Genomic DNA, 19338 nt, shown 5'->3' on the forward strand with positions numbered 1-19338 from the left:
CTGGCGATTTGAAATATTTTGTTCTGACCGTGAATAAAAAGAAAAGATATAGGCAGGATTAATATATAAGAGCATCAGGCTCACCTATCGAAATAGATAAGCCTGATAATAAAACGCTTAATTACTCTTGATACATAGATTCAATTTCTAATTGATAGCGCTCAGAAATGATTTTACGACGTAATTTCAAGGTTGGTGTTAACTCCCCTTTTTCCATTGAAAACGTCGTTGGTAACAAGGTAAAACGTTTAACTTGATGAAAATTCTCTATGTTTTTTTGCAGTTCTTTTAAACGAGCTTCAAAAAGCGCCACAATATTAGAGTCTTTCAGTAACTCAAGACGATCACGATATTTTAAGTTAATCGAATGCGCATATTCTTCTAGGCTGTCATAACACGGCACTATCAGTGCAGAAACAAACTTACGTGTATCGGCAATGACGGCAATATGCTCAATAAATTTGTCTTGGCCTAACACCCCTTCAATCATTTGAGGTGCGATATACTTACCGTTAGACGTTTTCATTAAGTCTTTTAGCCTATCCGTAATATATAAATTGCCTTGCTCGTCTATTTTCCCTGCATCACCCGTTTTTAACCAGCCATCAGAGGTAAACGTATCTAAGGTTTCATTTGGGCGATTGTAGTAACCTTTCATCACAACAGGGCCCTTTACTTGGATTTCATCATCTTTACCAATACGTACTTCAACCGAAGATAATGGTGTACCAATCGAACCTAGAGGATATTTGCCCTCTTCCCAACATGAAACCGTCGCGCAGGTTTCTGACATACCATAGCCGTATTTAATATCCACGCCTGCGGATAAGAAAAAGGCAATAACATCATCATCTAAACGCGCCCCAGCGGCTGGCATAAAACGAATACGCCCACCTAACCCCTCGCGAATTTTACTTAAAACCAGCTTATCCGCTAATGGAAAGATAGCGCGATTGATTAATGATGGTACGCCGCCTTTTGACAACGCTTTCACACGATGCTTACCAAGGGAGATAGCCATCTTAAACAGCATTCTACGTGCCCACGGTGCTTTTGATACCTTACCTTGCACTGCACTATAAACTTTTTCATAGAAACGCGGCACAGCACACATCACGGTAGGTTTTACATCTGCCAGTGCTTCTCGCACTAAGTTGGTGTCCGTTAAATAAACATTAAGCGCCCCTACGTGCATAACATAGAAACTCCAAGCACGTTCAAAGACATGAGAAAGGGGTAAAAAGCTTAACGAAATATCCTCTTCCGTTAGTTGTAATCGCTCATCATGCAGGTACAACTGAGCGGCCATGTTGTAATAATCCAACATTACGCCTTTTGGCTCACCTGTAGTGCCTGATGTATAGATAATCGTAAATAAATCACTGAGATTATGGGCTGCAATGCGTGCATCCAGCTCCATTTGATATTCAGGCTGAGCTTGTGCCATAAAAGTCGATAAATGCAAGGTTGCCACTGAGTTATCAATCAGTTCAACTTCCTCATCTATAACGACAATCATTTTTAATTGGGGGCAAAGCGCAGGTAATTTGCACGCAATGTCATATTGCGTTTGTTCACCGACAAACAACACCTTAATGTTGGCATCGTTAATGATATAAGCGGCTTGTTCAACACTGCTGGTCGCATAAAGTGGAACCGTCACCGCTCTGATCTGTAATGATGCTAAGTCAATCAGTGACCAATCCATGCTGTTATGGGCAAATAACCCAATATTTTCTTGTGTTGAGACTTCTAATGCTAAAAGGTGACGAGAGATCGCAGACGTGCGTTCACCCACCTCATTCCATGTTAATGAGCTTTGCTGCCCATTATTCCATTGACTGAAAGCTATCCGACTCGCTGATTCGTTCGCATTGATTCTGCTACGTAAGCGATTTACTAAATGGTATGGATATAGATTTTCAGTAATCAAAGTTAATTCCCTATAGGTCATTATTGATATAAGTCACTCGGTATCTTCACAAGAACTTAACCGTTTCACTATTTTCAGCTTACAAGTGTTAGCTGAATATCGGCAGTGTATCGACTAATAACGTAGGAGGAAAGTTTTTATATGTAAATTTTCTGCAAATGTTATGTTCGCTGCAAAACTCACCGTTGCTCTCGCTATGATGAGTGATTTAACTTGCCTTAGTGCTCTGAATGTTGTGGTTCAGAGCACGACAACAAATTTATATTAAGGAGTGAGACTAAGCCGCAACCGCTTGATCGAGCAATTCTGCGATCATCTGGCTAAATTGTGATTTCATCCATTGATGGCCTTTATCCCTAGCAGTCGATTCATGCCATGTTAGATAACAAGGACGGGTATCATTTTCTAAAGGTAACGGCAACATGCGTAGTTTTAACTGCCCTGAATAATGTTCAACAAGCCATTTCGGCGCAATAGCGACTAAGTCAGTTTGTGCAACAATATTCAATACACTGCTTAGATCTGTTCCCTTATAGTTAATCGTATGAGATAACTCAGTGTTATTGTAATACGGTGTGCTAAATGACCCTATATTATCCATTGACATAATTGCATGTTTCTCGCTCATTAATTCAGTTTCTGAAATTGAATTAACAATACGTGGATGGTTATTTGCGGCAACTAAAACTAATTCATCATTAAATAAAACCTGATGTTGGTATTCGGGTTTTTCGAATTGGTTATACCCAATAAAGAAATCTATTTCCTGATATTTTAATTGATGTGCAATGTTATTATCCAAAAATGAATGAATAAATACATTAATATTAGGTGAGGCCATTTTAAACTTCGCCACGATCATCGCAGCTAAACGAATATCTAGAGGAGAACAGATTGATAAATTAAATACGCGATCGCTATCTTGCGGGTCAAAACCCGCCCCTGGTAACTCATTATGCACTAATTGCAACGCCTGTCTTACTGGCCCAAATAGCTGTTTCGCCCGCGAAGTCGGCTGAATTCCACGACCGTAACGCACAAATAATTCGTCGTTAAACATTGATTTTAAACGCGAAACAGCATTACTCACCGCCGGTTGAGACATGCCCAACACTTGAGCGGCTTTAGTGACATTTTGCATCTGCATAACCACATCAAAAACTGTTAACAAATTTAAATCAACATTACGTAGGTGAATATCGCTGCTTTCTTTTTTACCTGTTGAAATCGTATCAAAATCAGTCATTTTTTACTCCACTAAATATATTTATCATTTTTCATTAACGAAAAGACGTATTCACCTTAAAAACACCGACGAATATATAAACTCGCTAAATATTATTTCTGAAACAACTTATAGATAGTAAGCTATTTCGCTTTCCCTGCATTTATTAAAACGACGTTTCTATTACTTTACTCATTAATTATGATTCACAGAATAGATATCATTATAAAACGCAAATATTCACCAAAGTAATGAGTGATATTTTTATATTAAAATCACAATTACTCTCAGTAAAAATAATAAAGCAATTTCCCGAAGAAATCATAATAAATCGCATTTGGATTCTGTAAATATTCTCATTATCAGATTAATTTTTACTTATTCATTTATTAGATAACTAAGTTAATCAATAGCCATTGATGTTAGTGATTAATTTTACGGGTTTTATCTTTTCTGGAAATTCTTGAATTAAAAAAAACAAAAGATAATGATAAAACAATAACTTACATAAATAAAAGCATCGAAAAAATTCACCAGAAGAATTTTACCCTGAATTTTCAATTCAAATATAGGCAAAAACATCACTGAAATTAGCAAAAACAGTCACATTCCCTAACTCAACTCCATAATTCACAATTGGTAAAAAACAGTCAGAAATCCATCATTGACATTAACTTTAAGATCACGTATCTATAAATACAGTTGATTTAGAAACCTATGAGAGACAGTTTAAATGACATTTTCTATCCGCCTACTAAGCCTACTACTACTCGCATTAAATTTGCGCGGTATGCTTATGGACGGAAAATAGAAATACACTGTCCACAAACATTAAGAACCCGCGCAACCCGCGGGTTTTTTTATGCCTGCGGCTTTGGAAGAACATAAAACTCAATTTATTAAAACAAAATTCGATATGAGGAATACAATATGAGCAACCAAGTCATTATTTTCGATACCACATTACGTGATGGCGAGCAGGCATTGCAGGCCAGTTTATCAGTCAAAGAAAAATTACAAATCGCTTTTGCGTTAGAACGTTTAGGTGTTGATATTATTGAGGCAGGTTTCCCTGTTTCCTCCCCTGGTGACTTTGAATCTGTGCAAACTATCGCACGTGAAATTAAAAATAGCCGCATCTGCGCATTGGCACGTTGTGTCGAAAATGATATCGACGTTGCAGCAGAGTCATTAAAAGTCGCTGAAGCTTTTCGTATCCATATCTTTTTAGCCACCTCCAATTTGCATATGGAGAAAAAATTAAATAAATCGTTTGATGGCGTAATGGATATGGCAATCAATTCAATCAAACGTGCCCGTCGTTACACCGATGATGTTGAGTTTTCTTGCGAAGATGCGGGCCGTACTGACCCAGATAATTTATGCCGTATCGTTGAGACTGCAATTAATGCAGGGGCAACAACCATTAATATCCCTGATACTGTTGGTTACACCACTCCTTATCAATTTGGCGGGATCATTACCGATTTATATAACCGCGTTCCAAATATTGATAAAGCGATTATTTCTGTCCACTGCCACGATGACTTAGGCATGTCAGTTGCCAACTCCATCAGTGCTGTACAAGCGGGTGCACGCCAAGTGGAAGGGACAATCAACGGATTAGGTGAGCGCGCAGGGAATACCGCCTTAGAAGAAGTCATCATGGCGATTAAATTGCGCGAGCAAATGTTAAATGTCCATACCAATATTAATCACAAAGAAATTTACCGTACCAGCCAATTAGTTAGCCAATTATGCAATACCCCAATTCCAGCCAATAAAGCCGTGGTGGGTAGCAATGCATTCTCCCACTCTTCCGGTATTCACCAAGACGGCGTGTTAAAAAACCGCGAAACTTACGAAATCATGACCCCTGAGTCGATTGGTTTAAAAGCAGAAAAATTAAATTTAACCTCGCGTTCTGGTCGCGCTGCCGTGAAACACCGTATGGAAGAAATGGGCTATCACGAAGGCAAAGACTTCAAATTGGACGAATTGTATACCGCATTTTTGAATTTAGCGGACAAAAAAGGTCAAGTGTTTGATTATGATTTAGAAGCCTTGGCTTTCTTTACTAAGCAACAAGATGAAACCGACCACTTTGTGATGGATTATTTCAGCACACAATCTGGTTCAAGCATTGTGGCAACCGCGACAGTCAAAATGCAGTGCGGTGATAAAGTGAAATCGGAAGCTGCAACGGGCAATGGCCCTGTTGATGCTATCTACCAAGCCTTTAGCAACATTACCAATTACCCAATGAAATTAGTTTCTTACCAGTTATCTGCCAAAGGCCATGGCGAAAACGCATTAGGCCAAGTAGATATCGTGGTGGAATGCCATAACCGTAAGTTCCACGGTATGGGCTTAGCGACAGACATCGTTGAATCCTCAGCAAAAGCGATGGTTCACGTGTTAAACAGCATTTGGCGTTCTGAACAAGTCGAAATCGAAAAACAAAAAATAAACCAAGAATCACAATCAAACACAAAGGAAGCAGTGTAACCATGTCTAGTTATCAAATTGCCGTATTACCGGGAGATGGCATCGGTCCAGAAGTAATGGCACAAGCACATAAAGTGTTGGATGCAATAAGCAAACGCTTTGCCATTACGATTAATACTAAAGAATACGATGTTGGCGGTGCGGCCATCGATAATCACGGCGAGCCACTGCCGCAAGCGACAATAAAAGGTTGTGAAGAAGCCGACGCGGTATTGTTCGGTTCAGTTGGCGGTCCAAAATGGGAACATTTGCCACCAGACAGCCAACCTGAGCGTGGTGCCTTATTACCATTACGTAAGCATTTTAAATTATTCAGTAATTTACGGCCTGCACGTTTATACCAAGCCTTAGAGGCATTTTGCCCATTACGTGCAGACATTGCTGCGCAAGGCTTTGATATTCTGTGTGTTCGTGAGTTAACTGGCGGTATTTATTTCGGCCAACCGAAAGGACGCAAAGGCGAAGGCAGTGAAGAATACGCCTTTGATACGGAAGTGTATCACCGTTACGAAATCGAGCGCATTGCACGCATCGCGTTTGAATCTGCCCGTAAACGTACCCATAAAGTGACGTCAATCGATAAAGCGAACGTCTTACAAAGCTCTGTATTATGGCGCGAAGTTGTGAATCAAATCGCTAAAGAATATCCCGATGTTGAAGTTAATCATATGTATATCGATAACGCCGCGATGCAAATGATCAAAGCGCCTTCTCAGTTTGATGTGGTTTTATGCTCCAACTTATTCGGTGACATTATTTCCGATGAGTGCGCGATGATCACCGGTTCAATGGGCATGTTGCCTTCGGCGAGCTTAAATGCAGATGGTTTTGGCTTATATGAACCTGCGGGCGGCTCTGCACCGGATATCGCGGGTAAAAATATTGCGAACCCAATCGCACAAATTTTATCGGCATCAATGTTATTACGCTTTAGCTTGGACCAAACTGATGCCGCAGATGCGATTGAACGCGCGGTAAATAAAGCGTTAGAAGATGGTCACAGAACATCCGATTTAGCGGGTGCAGGCAAATCAATCAGTACCAGTGAAATGGGCGATATTATTGCTCGTTATATTGCACAAGGGGTTTAATCATGGCCAAGACTTTATATCAAAAATTATATGATGCTCACGTCGTGCGTGAAGTCGAAAATGAAATCCCTTTGATTTATATCGACCGCCATTTGGTGCACGAAGTGACTTCACCACAAGCGTTTGATGGATTAAGAACTAAAAACCGCCCATTGCACCAACCCAGCAAAACCTTTGCAACGATGGACCACAACGTATCCACGCAAACCAAAGATATCAATGCTTGCGGTGATATGGCACGTATTCAAATGCAAGAGTTGATGAAAAACTGCGAAGAGTTTGGCGTCACTCTGTATGACTTGAACCACCCATACCAAGGGATTGTTCACGTCATGGGCCCAGAGCAAGGGATCACTTTACCGGGCATGACAATTGTGTGTGGGGACTCACATACCGCGACCCACGGTGCTTTCGGTGCGTTAGCGTTTGGTATCGGGACATCCGAAGTTGAGCATGTCATGGCGACGCAAACGCTGAAACAAGCGCGTGCAAAAACCATGAAAATTGAAGTGGTTGGTAAGGCACCTGCGGGCATTACGGCAAAAGATATTGTTTTGGCTATCATTGGTACCACTGGCAGTGCAGGCGGTACGGGCTATATCGTCGAATTCTGCGGTGAAGCCATTGAAAACCTGAGCATGGAAGGCCGTATGACCGTGTGTAACATGGCCATCGAGTTGGGCGCAAAAGCGGGTATTATCGCCCCAGATGAGACCACCTTTAATTACATGAAAGGCCGCCAATTTGCACCAAAAGGCCAACAATGGGATGACGCCGTTACTTATTGGAAAACGTTGAAAACGGATGACGATGCCAAATTCGATAAAATCATCACCATTCAAGCAAGCAGTATTGCGCCACAAGTGACTTGGGGAACTAACCCGGGGCAAGTGATTGCAATCAACCAACCGATCCCTGCACCAGAATCTTTTGCGGATCCCGTTGAGCGCGCTTCTGCTGAAAAAGCGTTAGCTTATATGGGATTAGAGTCAGGCATTAAGTTATCTGATGTTAAAATCGACAAAGTGTTTATCGGCTCATGCACGAACTCACGTATTGAAGATTTACGTGCCGCCGCGGCGATTGCCAAAGGTAAAAAAGTGGCAAATGGCGTACAAGCTATCGTGGTTCCGGGTTCAGGCCCTGTCAAAGCCCAAGCAGAGCAAGAAGGTTTGGATAAAATCTTTATTGATGCTGGCTTTGAATGGCGTTTACCGGGTTGTTCGATGTGTTTAGCGATGAACAATGACCGTTTAAACCCGGGCGAGCGCTGCGCATCTACCAGTAACCGTAACTTTGAAGGCCGCCAAGGCCGCGCAGGTCGCACCCACTTAGTCAGCCCAGCCATGGCAGCCGCAGCGGCGATTAATGGCCATTTTGCTGACGTTCGCGATATTCAGATTTAAAGGAGAGAAAAATGGAAAAGTTAATCACCCATGTGGGCATTGTTGCTCCTTTAGACGCCGCGAATGTGGACACTGACGCCATTATTCCAAAGCAATTTTTGCAGAAAGTGACTCGCACAGGCTTTGGTCAGCATTTATTCAATGACTGGCGTTTTTTAGATGAACATGGCCAGCAACCTAACCCTGACTTCGTGCTGAACAAGCCGGCTTTCAAAGGGGCAAGTATCTTATTAGCTCGTGAAAACTTTGGCTGCGGCTCATCCCGTGAGCATGCGCCATGGGCATTGACGGATTTTGGCATTCAAGTGGTTATCGCCCCAAGTTTCGCTGATATTTTTTACGGTAACTCATTCAATAACCAGCTGTTACCTATCAAATTAAGCGAGCAAGAAGTGGATGAAATGTTTAACTACGTTAACAGCCACGAAGGTTGCCAATTCACTGTTGATTTAGAAGCTCAAACGGTCACCGCTGGCGATAAAACCTATCATTTTGAGATTGATAGCTTCCGCCGCCATTGTATGATGAATGGGTTAGATAGCATTGGCCTGACGTTACAACACGTCGACCAAATTAAGGGTTATGAGCAGCAGATCCCGACCTTTATGAACTAAGATACTCGTCATATTTCACATGGCGTGGGTGTTAGCATCGCTCCACTACACGCTGTGTGAACTCTTTAGACTATCCCCATTTTCAAATTTTCACGCTCTCAAATGCGGAACTCTTCCTTCTTTACACTTTTCCCCCTCAAAGATCACTTCCCCATTAGTTTCTTCCTGTATAATTATTTAAACGAAATGCCACAATTAACGATTAACGATTAACGATTAACGATTTTTTCTAAATAGTTCGCGTTATGGCAAGGCGGCAAGAGAAGATATCCCTAGGAGCATACATCAGTATGTGACTAGGGTATTCGAGCGAAGCCAACACAGCCATAACGTGAAATATGACGAAAAAATAAAAAAAAGCCGGTAAAAACCGGCTTGGTGACAGACACCACTACTCTAAATGGGGGAGTCGGCCTGCAATTGCACGCCAAACGAGCTACTTACTGCCACCTATTATCCGCGGATATTAGGAAATTAAAATTGATGCAATTTTTGCCGGAGTTCCTCTTTTATGTCCAATACACGCTTACAAACACAATTCGTTCGCCTCTGGCAGCATTTCCAAGGGCAAAACAGTGAAACTACTTTGCAGGATATTGCCGACACCTTATTTTGCTCTCGCCGCCATGTACGAACATTATTAAATAATATGCAGGGCCATGGTTGGCTCAGTTGGCAAGCCGAAGCAGGTCGTGGCAAGCGCTCTACTCTTATTTTCCACGTGAATGGTTTAGAACTTCAACAAGCCCAAGCTGAGCAATTACTCAAAGAAGAGAGCATCGAAAAACTTGTCGCGTTGGTGGGTGACAAAGAAACCATTCGGCAAATGGTGCTTTCTGAACTAGAACGCAGTTACCGGCAAGGGAAAAACCTATTACGCATCATTTATTACCGTGATTTCCCCAATTTATTGCCCGGTGCGCCCATGCGCCGCTCTGAAATTCATTTGATGAGCCAAATTTTTAATGGCTTAACCCATATAAATGAGGAAAAAGGGGAAGTCGAAGATGGGCTGGCTCACCACTGGCAAGCTATCAGTGACACACATTGGCGCTTTTATTTGCGCCCTGCTATTTATTTCCACCACGGGCGGGAAATGCTTGCAGAAGATATTATTCACTCTTTACTGCGTTTAAAACAGTGTTGGCCGTTATTTTCCCATATTCAGTCCGTCAGCACACCACAGCCTTATGTCATTGATATTCAATTAAATCAGCCTGATAAACAGCTACCTTGGTTGTTAGGCAGCCACCATGCGGCTATTTTGCCTAAAGAGTGGAAAAGCCTAGACAACTTTAGCCGTTGCCCTATTGGTACAGGCCCTTATCAAGTTGACAAAAATTTGCCACAAAAGCTCACCATTACAGCCTTTGACCGCTACTTTGGTTATCGCGCTCTGTTGGATGAAGTGACGATTTGGGTGGTGCCAGAGCTTTCAGAACAAATGGTGTGCACCACGTTAAAAATGGATGGCGACAAGCACCATAATGATTCGTTAGAAAGCCGCATGGAGGAAGGTTGCTATTTTTTACTAATGGATCAACGTTCTGAGCTATCCCAGCGGGAAGATGTGCGTAAATGGTTATGCAGCTTTCTCACACCCGTGAATTTACTTGCCCATTGTGAGCCATTCTATCAACGCCACTGGGCCCCAGCTTATGGCCTATTGCTGCACTGGCACCACAGTAAAATGCTCACGCTATTTCCTAAACCAGAAGACCTCACCGAACTCACCGTGACGTTTTACCATAATCATCATGAATTCTACGCAATCAGCCAAATTATGAAGCGCGTTTTGCATCAGCAAGGGGTTGAGTTGAAGATTAATATCATTGGTTATGATGATTGGTTTAACGGTAATTCTCAAAGTGATATTTGGTTAGCAACGGCCAACTTCTTTAAGCCCCTTGAGTTTTCCATTTTCGCCACGTTGTACGAAATGCCCCTCTTACGCCAATGTCTTGGTGATAACCTTGATACTCAATTAAGCCAATGGCGAAATAACGCTTTCGACGTAGAAGCGTGGTGTGAAAGCTTAATTGACTCGCAAATTTTCCATCCGATATTTCATCACTGGTTAGAGTTGCAAGGCCAGCGCACCATGCGCGGTGTCCGAATGAATACCTTCGGTTGGTTTGATTTTAAATCCGCATGGTTTAAGCCATCTGAGGATAACCCATCTAATTAGTGATAGTTATAAACAGCCAAAGTGAATAATAAGGATGTTATTCACTTTTTCTGTGGATATCTATGTGAACAACCCTATAGCAATCAGGGTATATCCCCAGAACGGGTTTTTATCAAAAATAATTAAAATCTAATAAACTTTGATAAATCAAAGAAATAAAGCCAAAAAAAACACGTTATCCACTGGTCAATTTTTTCGCTAAAAAGCTTAGGACTTCAACTGAACAAATATCAAACAACGTCGTATTTATCCACAACTAATGTGTTTAACTTACTCACTTTTTGTGATGAACGTCATAAAACCTCATTAGTCAAGGCTGTAAATACACACAGTAATCACTGTTTTACACAGTTATCCAGAAAACCTGTGGATAACCTAGTGCATGATCCTGTGATTATCTTGGGATGAACGTGAATAACCCTAAAACCAACATTGAAGAACAGGGAATAAAAAATATTAAACAGTTAAATATCATGCAGTTAAAAATCATCATGAAAAAGTGTTATACTCTCTTCGTTATGTGAATTATTTTTGATTGTTTTTTATACACTTAATTTTCAGAGCATTATGTCATTTACACCACCACGACCACCGGATAACGAAGCTACCTTAATGAGTCGGGCTCAAGCGCTTGCCGGCTATACTTTGGGTGATCTCGCCCAAATTGCAGGTATCCCTATCCCCCCTGATCTAAAGCGTGATAAAGGCTGGGTGGGCATGTTACTCGAGTATTATTTAGGAGCGAGCGCAGGCAGTAAGGCGGAGCAAGATTTTGCCCACATTGGTATTGAGCTAAAAACGATCCCCATCGACCGCCATGGCGTGCCACTGGAAACCACCTTTGTCTCCGTCGCGCCCCTCACGGGAAATAGCGGTTTAACGTGGGAAAATAGCCATGTGCGCCGTAAGCTATCGCGAATATTGTGGTTTCCAATTGAAGGTGAACGCCAAATTCCCTTAGCGGAACGTCGGGTCGCTAACCCATTAATTTGGAGCCCGTCCCCCCTTGAGGAACAATTACTGCGGCAAGATTGGGAAGAGTTAATGGATTTGATTGTGCTCGGCAAAGTGGAAACCATTACAGCGCGCCACGGGCAAGTTTTGCAAATTCGCCCTAAAGCGGCAAACAATAAAGCCCTAACAGAAGCCATTGGTGAGTTCGGCCAACCGATTATGACGCTGCCCCGCGGCTTTTACCTTAAAAAAGACTTTACCGCCCCTTTGCTAGCGCGGCATTTTAATCTCGCTTAATCAACAAGGTGTCGCCTGTACCAAGCAGACGATAAACATTTATCACTGTTTTATTGTAGAAGGTACACAGATGTTTGAGTGGATACTCGACCCCAATGCTTGGATGGCTCTTGCCACCCTAACTATTTTAGAAATCGTTTTAGGCATCGATAACATTATTTTCTTGAGTATCGTGGTGAGCAAACTCCCTGCCCATCAACAAAATAGTGCCAGACGCACAGGGCTCATTGCGGCGATGGTCATGCGCCTTGCCTTATTGGCCTCAATCGCGTGGTTATCGCGCCTGACAACCCCGTTGTTCACCGTTGCAGACCATGTTGTTTCCGCTCGCGATATCATCTTATGTGCAGGCGGAATTTTCTTGATATGGAAAGCCAGCCAAGAGATTTTTGAAACCATTGAAGGGGAAGACGAAAGCAACCTTGCGCAGCGGCAAGTGCATTCGTTTTGGGGTGCCATTGTGCAAATTGCCCTGTTAGATATTATTTTTAGCCTCGATTCCGTCATCACCGCCGTTGGGCTTTCTGACCACCTGTTTATTATGATGGCTGCAGTGATTATTGCAGTGCTTATCATGATGTTAGCCGCAAAAAGTATCGGGGATTTTGTTGAGCGCTATCCCTCCGTCAAAATACTTGCACTCTCTTTCTTAATTTTAGTGGGCTTTACACTGATACTCGAAAGCGTACAAGTCCATGTCGCTAAAGGGTATATCTACTTTGCCATGTTCTTTTCCATGGCCGTTCAAATGCTCAACATTCTGCGCAGCAAAAAATGGAAGATGAAACACAAAGTCGACTAATTACCTGATTCAAGTGCTTGCTTTGCCGCTAAGATAGCCCCTTCAACGGCTTTCTTAGCTTGCGGGCTGTTTTTCCAGCAACTTGACCCCGTGAGTGCAGCACCTGAAATTAAAATTTCATCATAAGAAGCTTCACTTAACTGAGCCAATGATGAAAACCCCATCTGTTCTAAACGGCTGATCACCATCGGCCCTACGCCTTTAACTGCTAATAAAACCTGTTTTTCTGACTCTGAAAATGCCATTTGAGCTCCTTTTCGCTAATTATTAAGCTAATATTTTGCAATTTACCTCTTTAATACTTTAAAATTGCAATTATAACAATGCCAGTTTGAATAATAATTAACTGACCTATCTTATCACCCAGTCTGTGCCTGTTTTAGGAATTTACCATGTACAATGCGCCGTTGATTAACCCTCGCCAACATATCATGACACTACCGGATGGTCGTCAACTTTGCTGGTTTGAATCAGGGCCAAAGACGGGCTTCCCTGTCGTTTTCTGTACTGGTGCAGGCATGAGTGGCAACCTCGGCTTTGGCTTAGATTTGCTGGAAAAATACAATATTCGTTTGATCGTGCCAGAACGTGCAGGGCTTGGCGACTCTACTTTTCACGCCCACAAATCATTAAAAAGCGTTGCATTCGATATTCAAGCGTTACTTGATAACTTAGCGATTAAACAGTTTTCAGTGCTGGGCTTTTCACAAGGCGGTGTGTTCGCGATGGCGGTTGCTCATTATTGCCAGCCTGTTTCTCTGTCTATTGTGTCTGGGCAAGACCAATTCGAACACCCTGCCACGCGCGCCAAATTAACGGCTGACGTGGTGAATATGCAGGAACAAGCTCTGAATACACCAGAAAGCTTATCCGACTGGTTACAGAAAAATGTCACTGGCGAATGGCTATTGGCGTTTATCCTCAATTGCAGTGCCGAAATCGACCAACAGCTCTACAATGAAGAACACTTTTTAGAAGCCTACACCGATTGTATGTGCCGTGCGTTTTCTCAAGGCAATCAAGGTTATGTGCAAGATTTATTGCTTTCCTTGCAAAACTGGGGATTCACCCCTGAAGACATCACCTGCCCAACCGCCTTATGGTATGGCGAGTTAGATATGAGCACCGTGCACTCCCCTGATTTTGGGGATGTTTTGGCAGATCGTTTTTTCAACTGCAACCACCATTTATACACACAAGAAGGCGGTTCTTTGCTTTGGACGCAAGCCGACGCTATTTTAACTGACCTGCATAGCCACGCCGCATAAGATAAAAAGCCGCGGTGAATAATTCACAGCGGCTATTGCTTTCATTCTGGTATCACTACGCTGTATTAACGGTAAACGATCCCGCCATCCGTCAGAATAGATTGACCGGTAATATAGTCAGAGTCATCGCTTGCTAAGAACGCCACTAAACCCGCGACATCATCAGGGGTTTGAGCACGGCCTAATGCGATACCTTCAACGTATTTTTTGTAAGTCTCACCTTTTGGCGCGCCCGTAATTTCAGCAAAGCGCTCATCAATTTCCACCCACATATCTGTCCCAACAATACCTGGGCAATATGAATTGACGGTGATACCTGAGCTTGCATACTCTTTTGCCGCCGCTTGTGTTAAGGCACGTACCGCAAATTTTGTCGCGGAATACACACCTAACATAGCGAAACCGTCATGGCCTGCAATGGAAGAGGCATTGATGATTTTCCCTTTGTGCTTACGCTCTTGGAATTTCTCACTGGCAGCTTGAATGCCCCACATGGTGCCATCCACGTTGATTTTGAAGATTAAATCCATATCTTCTTGGCGAACATCAGCGATTGGCTTAACTTGCGCAATCCCTGCGTTGTTGATCATCACATCAAAACCACCTAGCTCAGCTTCTGCATGAGCAACTGCGGCAAACACTTGGTCACGTTGGCTGATATCCGCAGCAAATGTTGTCACTTTACGGCCTAATGCTTCAATTTCTTTTGCCACATCTTGCAGTTTGTCTTTTTTCAAATCGACCAGTGCAATATCTGCGCCTTCTTTTGCTAAACGCAGTGCAATACCGCGACCAATTCCCTGTGCCGCTCCGGTCACTAAAATAACTTTGTTATTTAAAGCCATACTGTTCTCCTACTTATTTATAGCCAAAATGACTAGTCCACCATAGTCTATAAGTTAACAATAATAACAATAAGTTACAAAGAAATGATTTTAATCTACCATTTGGAACTTATAAAAAACATTTCACTATCGGATAGCGTTATTTATTTTACTCACCAACGAAAAGTACACGAATTCGTAAATTAACAGGCATTCGTTAATAAAAATCATTCTCAAATGAGTAAACAAAAAATGCGAAAGTGACACGCTATGAGTAAAAAGTGAGTAAGGAAAAACACTCACCCTCCTTCCATCTAAATTGTGTTTATTTGCCCTCTTAATTAGCTATTCAGCTTACACCCTTAATAAGAGTAAATTTATTTATCAATTACACATTAAACGCATTGAAACTTAATGTTACAAATTAATTGTTTTAATAGAACGTTTTACATGAACCATTAAAATAAAATTTCAAGTCATTGATAAAAATCGATTTATTTAAAAAAAGAATAGTTCCAATTAAAAATAACTCAAATTTTGGCAAATCAACATATTAACTTAAGTGCTAATCAGCTCCTTGCCTTCAAGGCGAGTCATTTAGCTAACGTTGTGCTGCCTAGAAAAGTCTTTTTGGATTGATTGAGAAAGGAAATTGTAGCTACGGTTTTTCTGCTTAAAAAAAACAGAACCTGCTTAACGCAGGTTCTGTTGCTTTAATCAGGCCTAATTTATTTTTTAGACGCTTGAATATACAGCATTTCTAAAGCAATTGATGCCGCGGCTAATGCCGTGATTTCAGATTGGTCATAAGCGGGAGCCACTTCCACTAAATCCATCCCAACGATATTTAGTGGCTGTAAACCACGCAGTAGTTTTAGTGCGCGATCTGACGTTAAACCACCAACAACGGGTGTCCCTGTACCCGGTGCAAACGCAGGGTCAAGGCAGTCGATATCGAAAGTGAGATATACTGGCATGTCACCCACGATCTCTTTAATTTGCGCAACCATCTCATCCACACCGCGGTCATTCACTTGCCCTGCATCGAGTACAGTGAAACCGTTGTCGCTATCGTGCTCAGTACGGATACCAATTTGCACTGAACGAGTTGGGTCAATCAAACCTTCTTTTGGTGCATGATAGAACATGGTGCCGTGGTCATACTGGCTACCGTTACCGTAAGTGTCAGTATGAGCATCAAAATGCACTAACGCCATTTTGCCGAAGTGTTTAGCATGCGCACGCAGCAGTGGCAGTGTGACAAAGTGGTCACCCCCAAAGGTTAAGCAGCGTTTGCCTGACTCTAACAATTTTTCCGTGTGCGCTTGGAGTTTGTCGCACATATCTTGCGCGTCGCCGAACGCAAACACCACATCACCGCAATCCACCACATTTAAGCGTTCGGTCAGTTTGAAGTTCCACGGCCAGCGGTGGCTTTCCCATGCAAGGTTGGTCGACACTTGGCGAATTGCGGCAGGCCCGTGACGGCTGCCTGCACGGCCTGAGGTTGCCATATCAAATGGCACACCTGTAATAACCCACTCCGCATCTGAGCTATATGGTTGAAAATTCAATGGGAAACGTAAAAAACCAAATGCGTTAGAAACCAGTGAATTATCAACTTGATTACCTAATGTACTATTAATCATTTTTATTCCTCAAAATAGACCCGCTCATTAGCAAGCCCTTTTAATATTTGGTTCAAACCATGTTTTGGCATGAATTTACTATCTGCAATACACTAAACTAATGTGCCAATACGCTAAACCAATGCGCTAAATAGTTCGTGTTGTGGCTAGGCGGCAAGTAAGGATATCTCGGGGAGCATACATGAGTATGTGACCCGAGTAGCCGAGCGTAGCCAACACCGCCACAATGCGAAATATGACGCGCATTTATTCGTCTTCGAGATAGGTATAACCATACAACCCATTTTCGAATTCTGCCACAAAGTCTTTTTGCAGCTGCTCGCTCAGACCTGTACCTTTCACTTGCTCCGTAAAACTTTCAAGCAGGACTTCTGGTACCAGTTTGACGTATTGCAGCATGTCGGCCACTGAGTCGCCCTCTTCACTTTGCAGGTAGCGAATATTGCCTTGGCTATCGACCCATACATCAATTGCGGCGGTATCACCGAACAGATTGTGCATGTTGCCTAAGATTTCCTGATACGCCCCTATCATAAAGAAACCAATCATTGGCGGGTTTTCTGGGTCATAAGCTGGCATTGGCATGGTGGTTTCTACGCCATCGCCGTCAACATAATGGTCGATTATGCCATCGGAGTCACAGGTGATGTCTAATAGCACCGCACGGCGATCTAACGGTTTATCTAAGCCCTCAATCGGTAACACAGGGAAAACTTGGTCAATCCCCCATGAATCTGGCAGAGATTGGAATAACGAGAAATTCACATAAAACTTATCTGCCATGCGCTCTTGCAGCTCGTCGATGATTGGACGGTGAGCACGGTTGCTTGGGTCTAGGTCTTGCTGAATGCGACGGCAGATATTCAGGTATAACTCTTCTGCCCATGCACGTTGAGTTAAATCAAGCACCCCGTGAGCATACTGAGTATGGGCTTCTTGTAAGTCGAACTGGCTATCATGTAACCATTCACGCAGGGAACGGCTGTTGCCCTGATGCTGCATGGATTCCCACGTTTCCCACAGTGATACCAGTGAGCGTGGCGCGTCTTCATCGGGTGGCGATGTTTTGGTAAATTCGTTACGCTCAACACCAATAACATTGGAAACCAATACGGTATGGTGCGCTGTCAATGCACGGCCTGATTCCGTGATGACGGTTGGGTGCGGAAGGTCAAACTCTTCACAGGCATCGCCAATCGCCCAAATCACGTTATTTGCGTATTCGTTCAAGCCATAGTTAACTGAACAATCGGACTGCGAACGCGTCCCTTCATAGTCAACGCCTAAACCGCCACCTACGTCAAAGCATTGAATATTGACGCCTAAACGGTGCAATTCCACATAAAAACGAGCTGATTCACGGACACCTGTGGCGATATCACGAATATTGGCCATTTGTGAGCCTAAATGGAAATGCAGTAATTGCAGGCTATCTAAACGATTTGCATTACGTAAAATTTCCACCAATTGCAGAACCTGCGTTGCCGCCAAACCAAATTTTGATTTTTCGCCACCACTGGCTTGCCATTTGCCTGAACCTTGAGATGCTAAACGGGCGCGCACACCTAAACGTGGCGTCACGTTCAAGCTTTCGGCTTCTTTTAATACCATCTCAATTTCAGACATTTTCTCGATCACAAGGTAAACCTTGTGACCCAGTTTTTCCCCGATCAATGCTAAGCGGATATATTCACGGTCTTTATAACCATTACACACGATCACGGTTTGTGTTTTACCCGCATTCGCTAATACCGCCATAAGTTCTGCTTTCGAACCCGCTTCAAGCCCTAATGGCTCTCCGGAGTTGACTAATGACTCAATGACACGGCGCTGTTGATTAACTTTAATTGGGTATACCAAAAAGTAATCGCCTTTATAGCCATAAGATTCACGAGCACGTCTAAACGCCGCATTAATAGAGCGCAGACGGTGCTGTAAAATTTGAGGGAAACAGAACAACGCAGGTAAGCGCAGGTGCTCTTGCTCTTCTTTGACCTGATTAACCAATTCAGCTAAATCAACAAAAGTGTCAGGGTTTTCAGGGTTCGGGCAAACACAGACATTTCCGCGCTCATTCACCTGATAGTAACCACCGCCCCAATACGCAATGTTATAGGTCTGGCGCATTTTGCGTGCGATATTATCATTCATAATAAACTCCTGTATGGAGGGGTGAGTGGCGCGCTCTCATTCCTGATATATGTCAGTAAAGACATAGCACTGACAAGCAGTTATATCGGGGGAAACGGCAATACTCAGATTTTAATAAAAAGTGCTTAGAATTCTAAACAGTGACAATATACGACCTTAAGCTGACAAATTAATGACTCAGCCTCGAAGGTGTATTAAAGGTGTGACGGTAACTTCGTGATGAAGTAAAGAAAGACAGGAAAGTAAACGCCAAAGTCACGCGGCGATCCGCATATGACGGTTGGATACTGTTATTCAGTAGATTATGGATCATTCCCCATTAACCCCCAATATAACTGTTTAGCCCCTTCAGATTTCAATGTTGTAGCACTATTTTGGCAGGCTGACCTGTTGATTTAAGCTATATCACCTTGTGTTTTATTGAAATT

Annotated in this window: 14 protein-coding genes; 8 read left to right on the forward strand and 6 right to left on the reverse strand. The window is 42.7% G+C overall.

Translation table 11 applies throughout. The features are described from left to right. Positions 1–121: 121 nt before the first annotated feature. Complete coding sequence (locus tag AC4IFO_RS09055; protein WP_490733638.1) at positions 122–1954, reverse strand: AMP-dependent synthetase/ligase; 1833 nt, start codon at positions 1952–1954, stop codon at positions 122–124. 256 nt (positions 1955–2210) lie between these two features. Next, positions 2211–3179: a transcriptional regulator LeuO gene (gene leuO, locus AC4IFO_RS09060; protein ID WP_490733640.1), complete on the reverse strand. Its 969-nt coding sequence runs from the start codon at positions 3177–3179 to the stop codon at positions 2211–2213. Between the two features lie 909 nt (positions 3180–4088). Between leuO and leuA the strand changes: the two genes are divergently transcribed. The 7 genes from leuA to AC4IFO_RS09095 all read left to right on the forward strand — a co-directional run bounded on the left by leuA (position 4089) and on the right by AC4IFO_RS09095 (position 13018). Then, on the forward strand, positions 4089–5666 hold the full coding sequence (leuA, locus tag AC4IFO_RS09065) for a 2-isopropylmalate synthase (protein WP_490733642.1): 1578 nt from the start codon (positions 4089–4091) through the stop codon (positions 5664–5666). 2 nt (positions 5667–5668) lie between these two features. Next, positions 5669–6757 carry a 3-isopropylmalate dehydrogenase gene (leuB, locus tag AC4IFO_RS09070; RefSeq protein ID WP_490733644.1) on the forward strand — a complete coding sequence of 363 codons (1089 nt, stop codon included), beginning with the start codon at positions 5669–5671 and terminating at the stop codon, positions 6755–6757. A gap of 2 nt (positions 6758–6759) precedes the next feature. Then, a complete protein-coding gene (gene leuC, locus AC4IFO_RS09075) occupies positions 6760–8163 on the forward strand; it encodes a 3-isopropylmalate dehydratase large subunit (protein ID WP_490733646.1) in 1404 nt (467 codons plus the stop codon). An 11-nt stretch (positions 8164–8174) separates the two neighbouring features. Further along, positions 8175–8777, forward strand: coding sequence for a 3-isopropylmalate dehydratase small subunit (gene leuD / locus AC4IFO_RS09080; RefSeq protein WP_490733648.1), 603 nt, complete (start codon positions 8175–8177; stop codon positions 8775–8777). A gap of 511 nt (positions 8778–9288) precedes the next feature. Then, a complete protein-coding gene (gene sgrR, locus AC4IFO_RS09085; RefSeq protein ID WP_490733650.1) occupies positions 9289–10965 on the forward strand; it encodes an HTH-type transcriptional regulator SgrR in 1677 nt (558 codons plus the stop codon). 567 nt (positions 10966–11532) lie between these two features. Next, entirely contained in the window at positions 11533–12216 is a 684-nt protein-coding gene (gene mutH, locus AC4IFO_RS09090; RefSeq protein ID WP_490733652.1) for a DNA mismatch repair endonuclease MutH, read from the forward strand. A 70-nt stretch (positions 12217–12286) separates the two neighbouring features. Continuing rightward, a complete protein-coding gene (locus AC4IFO_RS09095; protein ID WP_353242949.1) occupies positions 12287–13018 on the forward strand; it encodes a TerC family protein in 732 nt (243 codons plus the stop codon). Here the strand turns inward: AC4IFO_RS09095 and AC4IFO_RS09100 are convergent. Further along, the gene (locus AC4IFO_RS09100; protein ID WP_490733655.1) at positions 13015–13263 is read right to left on the reverse strand and encodes a helix-hairpin-helix domain-containing protein; all 249 of its coding nucleotides are present in this window, start codon (positions 13261–13263) and stop codon (positions 13015–13017) included. The two genes, AC4IFO_RS09095 and AC4IFO_RS09100, sit on opposite strands and share 4 nt — an antisense overlap. Before the next feature lie 147 nt (positions 13264–13410). Here AC4IFO_RS09100 and AC4IFO_RS09105 point away from each other — a divergent pair, with 147 nt between their 5' ends. After that, entirely contained in the window at positions 13411–14286 is an 876-nt protein-coding gene (locus AC4IFO_RS09105) for an alpha/beta fold hydrolase (RefSeq protein ID WP_490733657.1), read from the forward strand. Between the two features lie 65 nt (positions 14287–14351). Here AC4IFO_RS09105 and AC4IFO_RS09110 read toward each other — a convergent pair whose 3' ends face one another. From AC4IFO_RS09110 to speA, 3 genes are all read right to left on the reverse strand, one after another. After that, entirely contained in the window at positions 14352–15131 is a 780-nt protein-coding gene (locus AC4IFO_RS09110) for an acetoin reductase (RefSeq protein WP_219246482.1), read from the reverse strand. A 707-nt stretch (positions 15132–15838) separates the two neighbouring features. Beyond that, the gene (gene speB / locus AC4IFO_RS09115; RefSeq protein ID WP_206082723.1) at positions 15839–16759 is read right to left on the reverse strand and encodes an agmatinase; all 921 of its coding nucleotides are present in this window, start codon (positions 16757–16759) and stop codon (positions 15839–15841) included. A 246-nt stretch (positions 16760–17005) separates the two neighbouring features. Beyond that, positions 17006–18910 (reverse strand): biosynthetic arginine decarboxylase, encoded by a 1905-nt coding sequence (gene speA, locus AC4IFO_RS09120; RefSeq protein WP_219246472.1) that lies wholly within the window; start codon positions 18908–18910, stop codon positions 17006–17008. Positions 18911–19338 lie beyond the last annotated feature (428 nt).

Source organism: Providencia sp. UF-224 (assembly GCF_058245955.1).

Bases quoted from the DNA above. Each gene is read 5' to 3' on its own strand.
- AC4IFO_RS09055 (WP_490733638.1), bottom strand. From the start codon at position 1,954: ATGACCTATAGGGAATTAACTTTGATTACTGAAAATCTATATCCATAC.
- leuO (WP_490733640.1), bottom strand. From the start codon at position 3,179: ATGACTGATTTTGATACGATTTCAACAGGTAAAAAAGAAAGCAGCGAT.
- leuA (WP_490733642.1), top strand. From the start codon at position 4,089: ATGAGCAACCAAGTCATTATTTTCGATACCACATTACGTGATGGCGAG.
- leuB (WP_490733644.1), top strand. From the start codon at position 5,669: ATGTCTAGTTATCAAATTGCCGTATTACCGGGAGATGGCATCGGTCCA.
- leuC (WP_490733646.1), top strand. From the start codon at position 6,760: ATGGCCAAGACTTTATATCAAAAATTATATGATGCTCACGTCGTGCGT.
- leuD (WP_490733648.1), top strand. From the start codon at position 8,175: ATGGAAAAGTTAATCACCCATGTGGGCATTGTTGCTCCTTTAGACGCC.
- sgrR (WP_490733650.1), top strand. From the start codon at position 9,289: ATGTCCAATACACGCTTACAAACACAATTCGTTCGCCTCTGGCAGCAT.
- mutH (WP_490733652.1), top strand. From the start codon at position 11,533: ATGTCATTTACACCACCACGACCACCGGATAACGAAGCTACCTTAATG.
- AC4IFO_RS09095 (WP_353242949.1), top strand. From the start codon at position 12,287: ATGTTTGAGTGGATACTCGACCCCAATGCTTGGATGGCTCTTGCCACC.
- AC4IFO_RS09100 (WP_490733655.1), bottom strand. From the start codon at position 13,263: ATGGCATTTTCAGAGTCAGAAAAACAGGTTTTATTAGCAGTTAAAGGC.
- AC4IFO_RS09105 (WP_490733657.1), top strand. From the start codon at position 13,411: ATGTACAATGCGCCGTTGATTAACCCTCGCCAACATATCATGACACTA.
- AC4IFO_RS09110 (WP_219246482.1), bottom strand. From the start codon at position 15,131: ATGGCTTTAAATAACAAAGTTATTTTAGTGACCGGAGCGGCACAGGGA.
- speB (WP_206082723.1), bottom strand. From the start codon at position 16,759: ATGATTAATAGTACATTAGGTAATCAAGTTGATAATTCACTGGTTTCT.
- speA (WP_219246472.1), bottom strand. From the start codon at position 18,910: ATGAATGATAATATCGCACGCAAAATGCGCCAGACCTATAACATTGCG.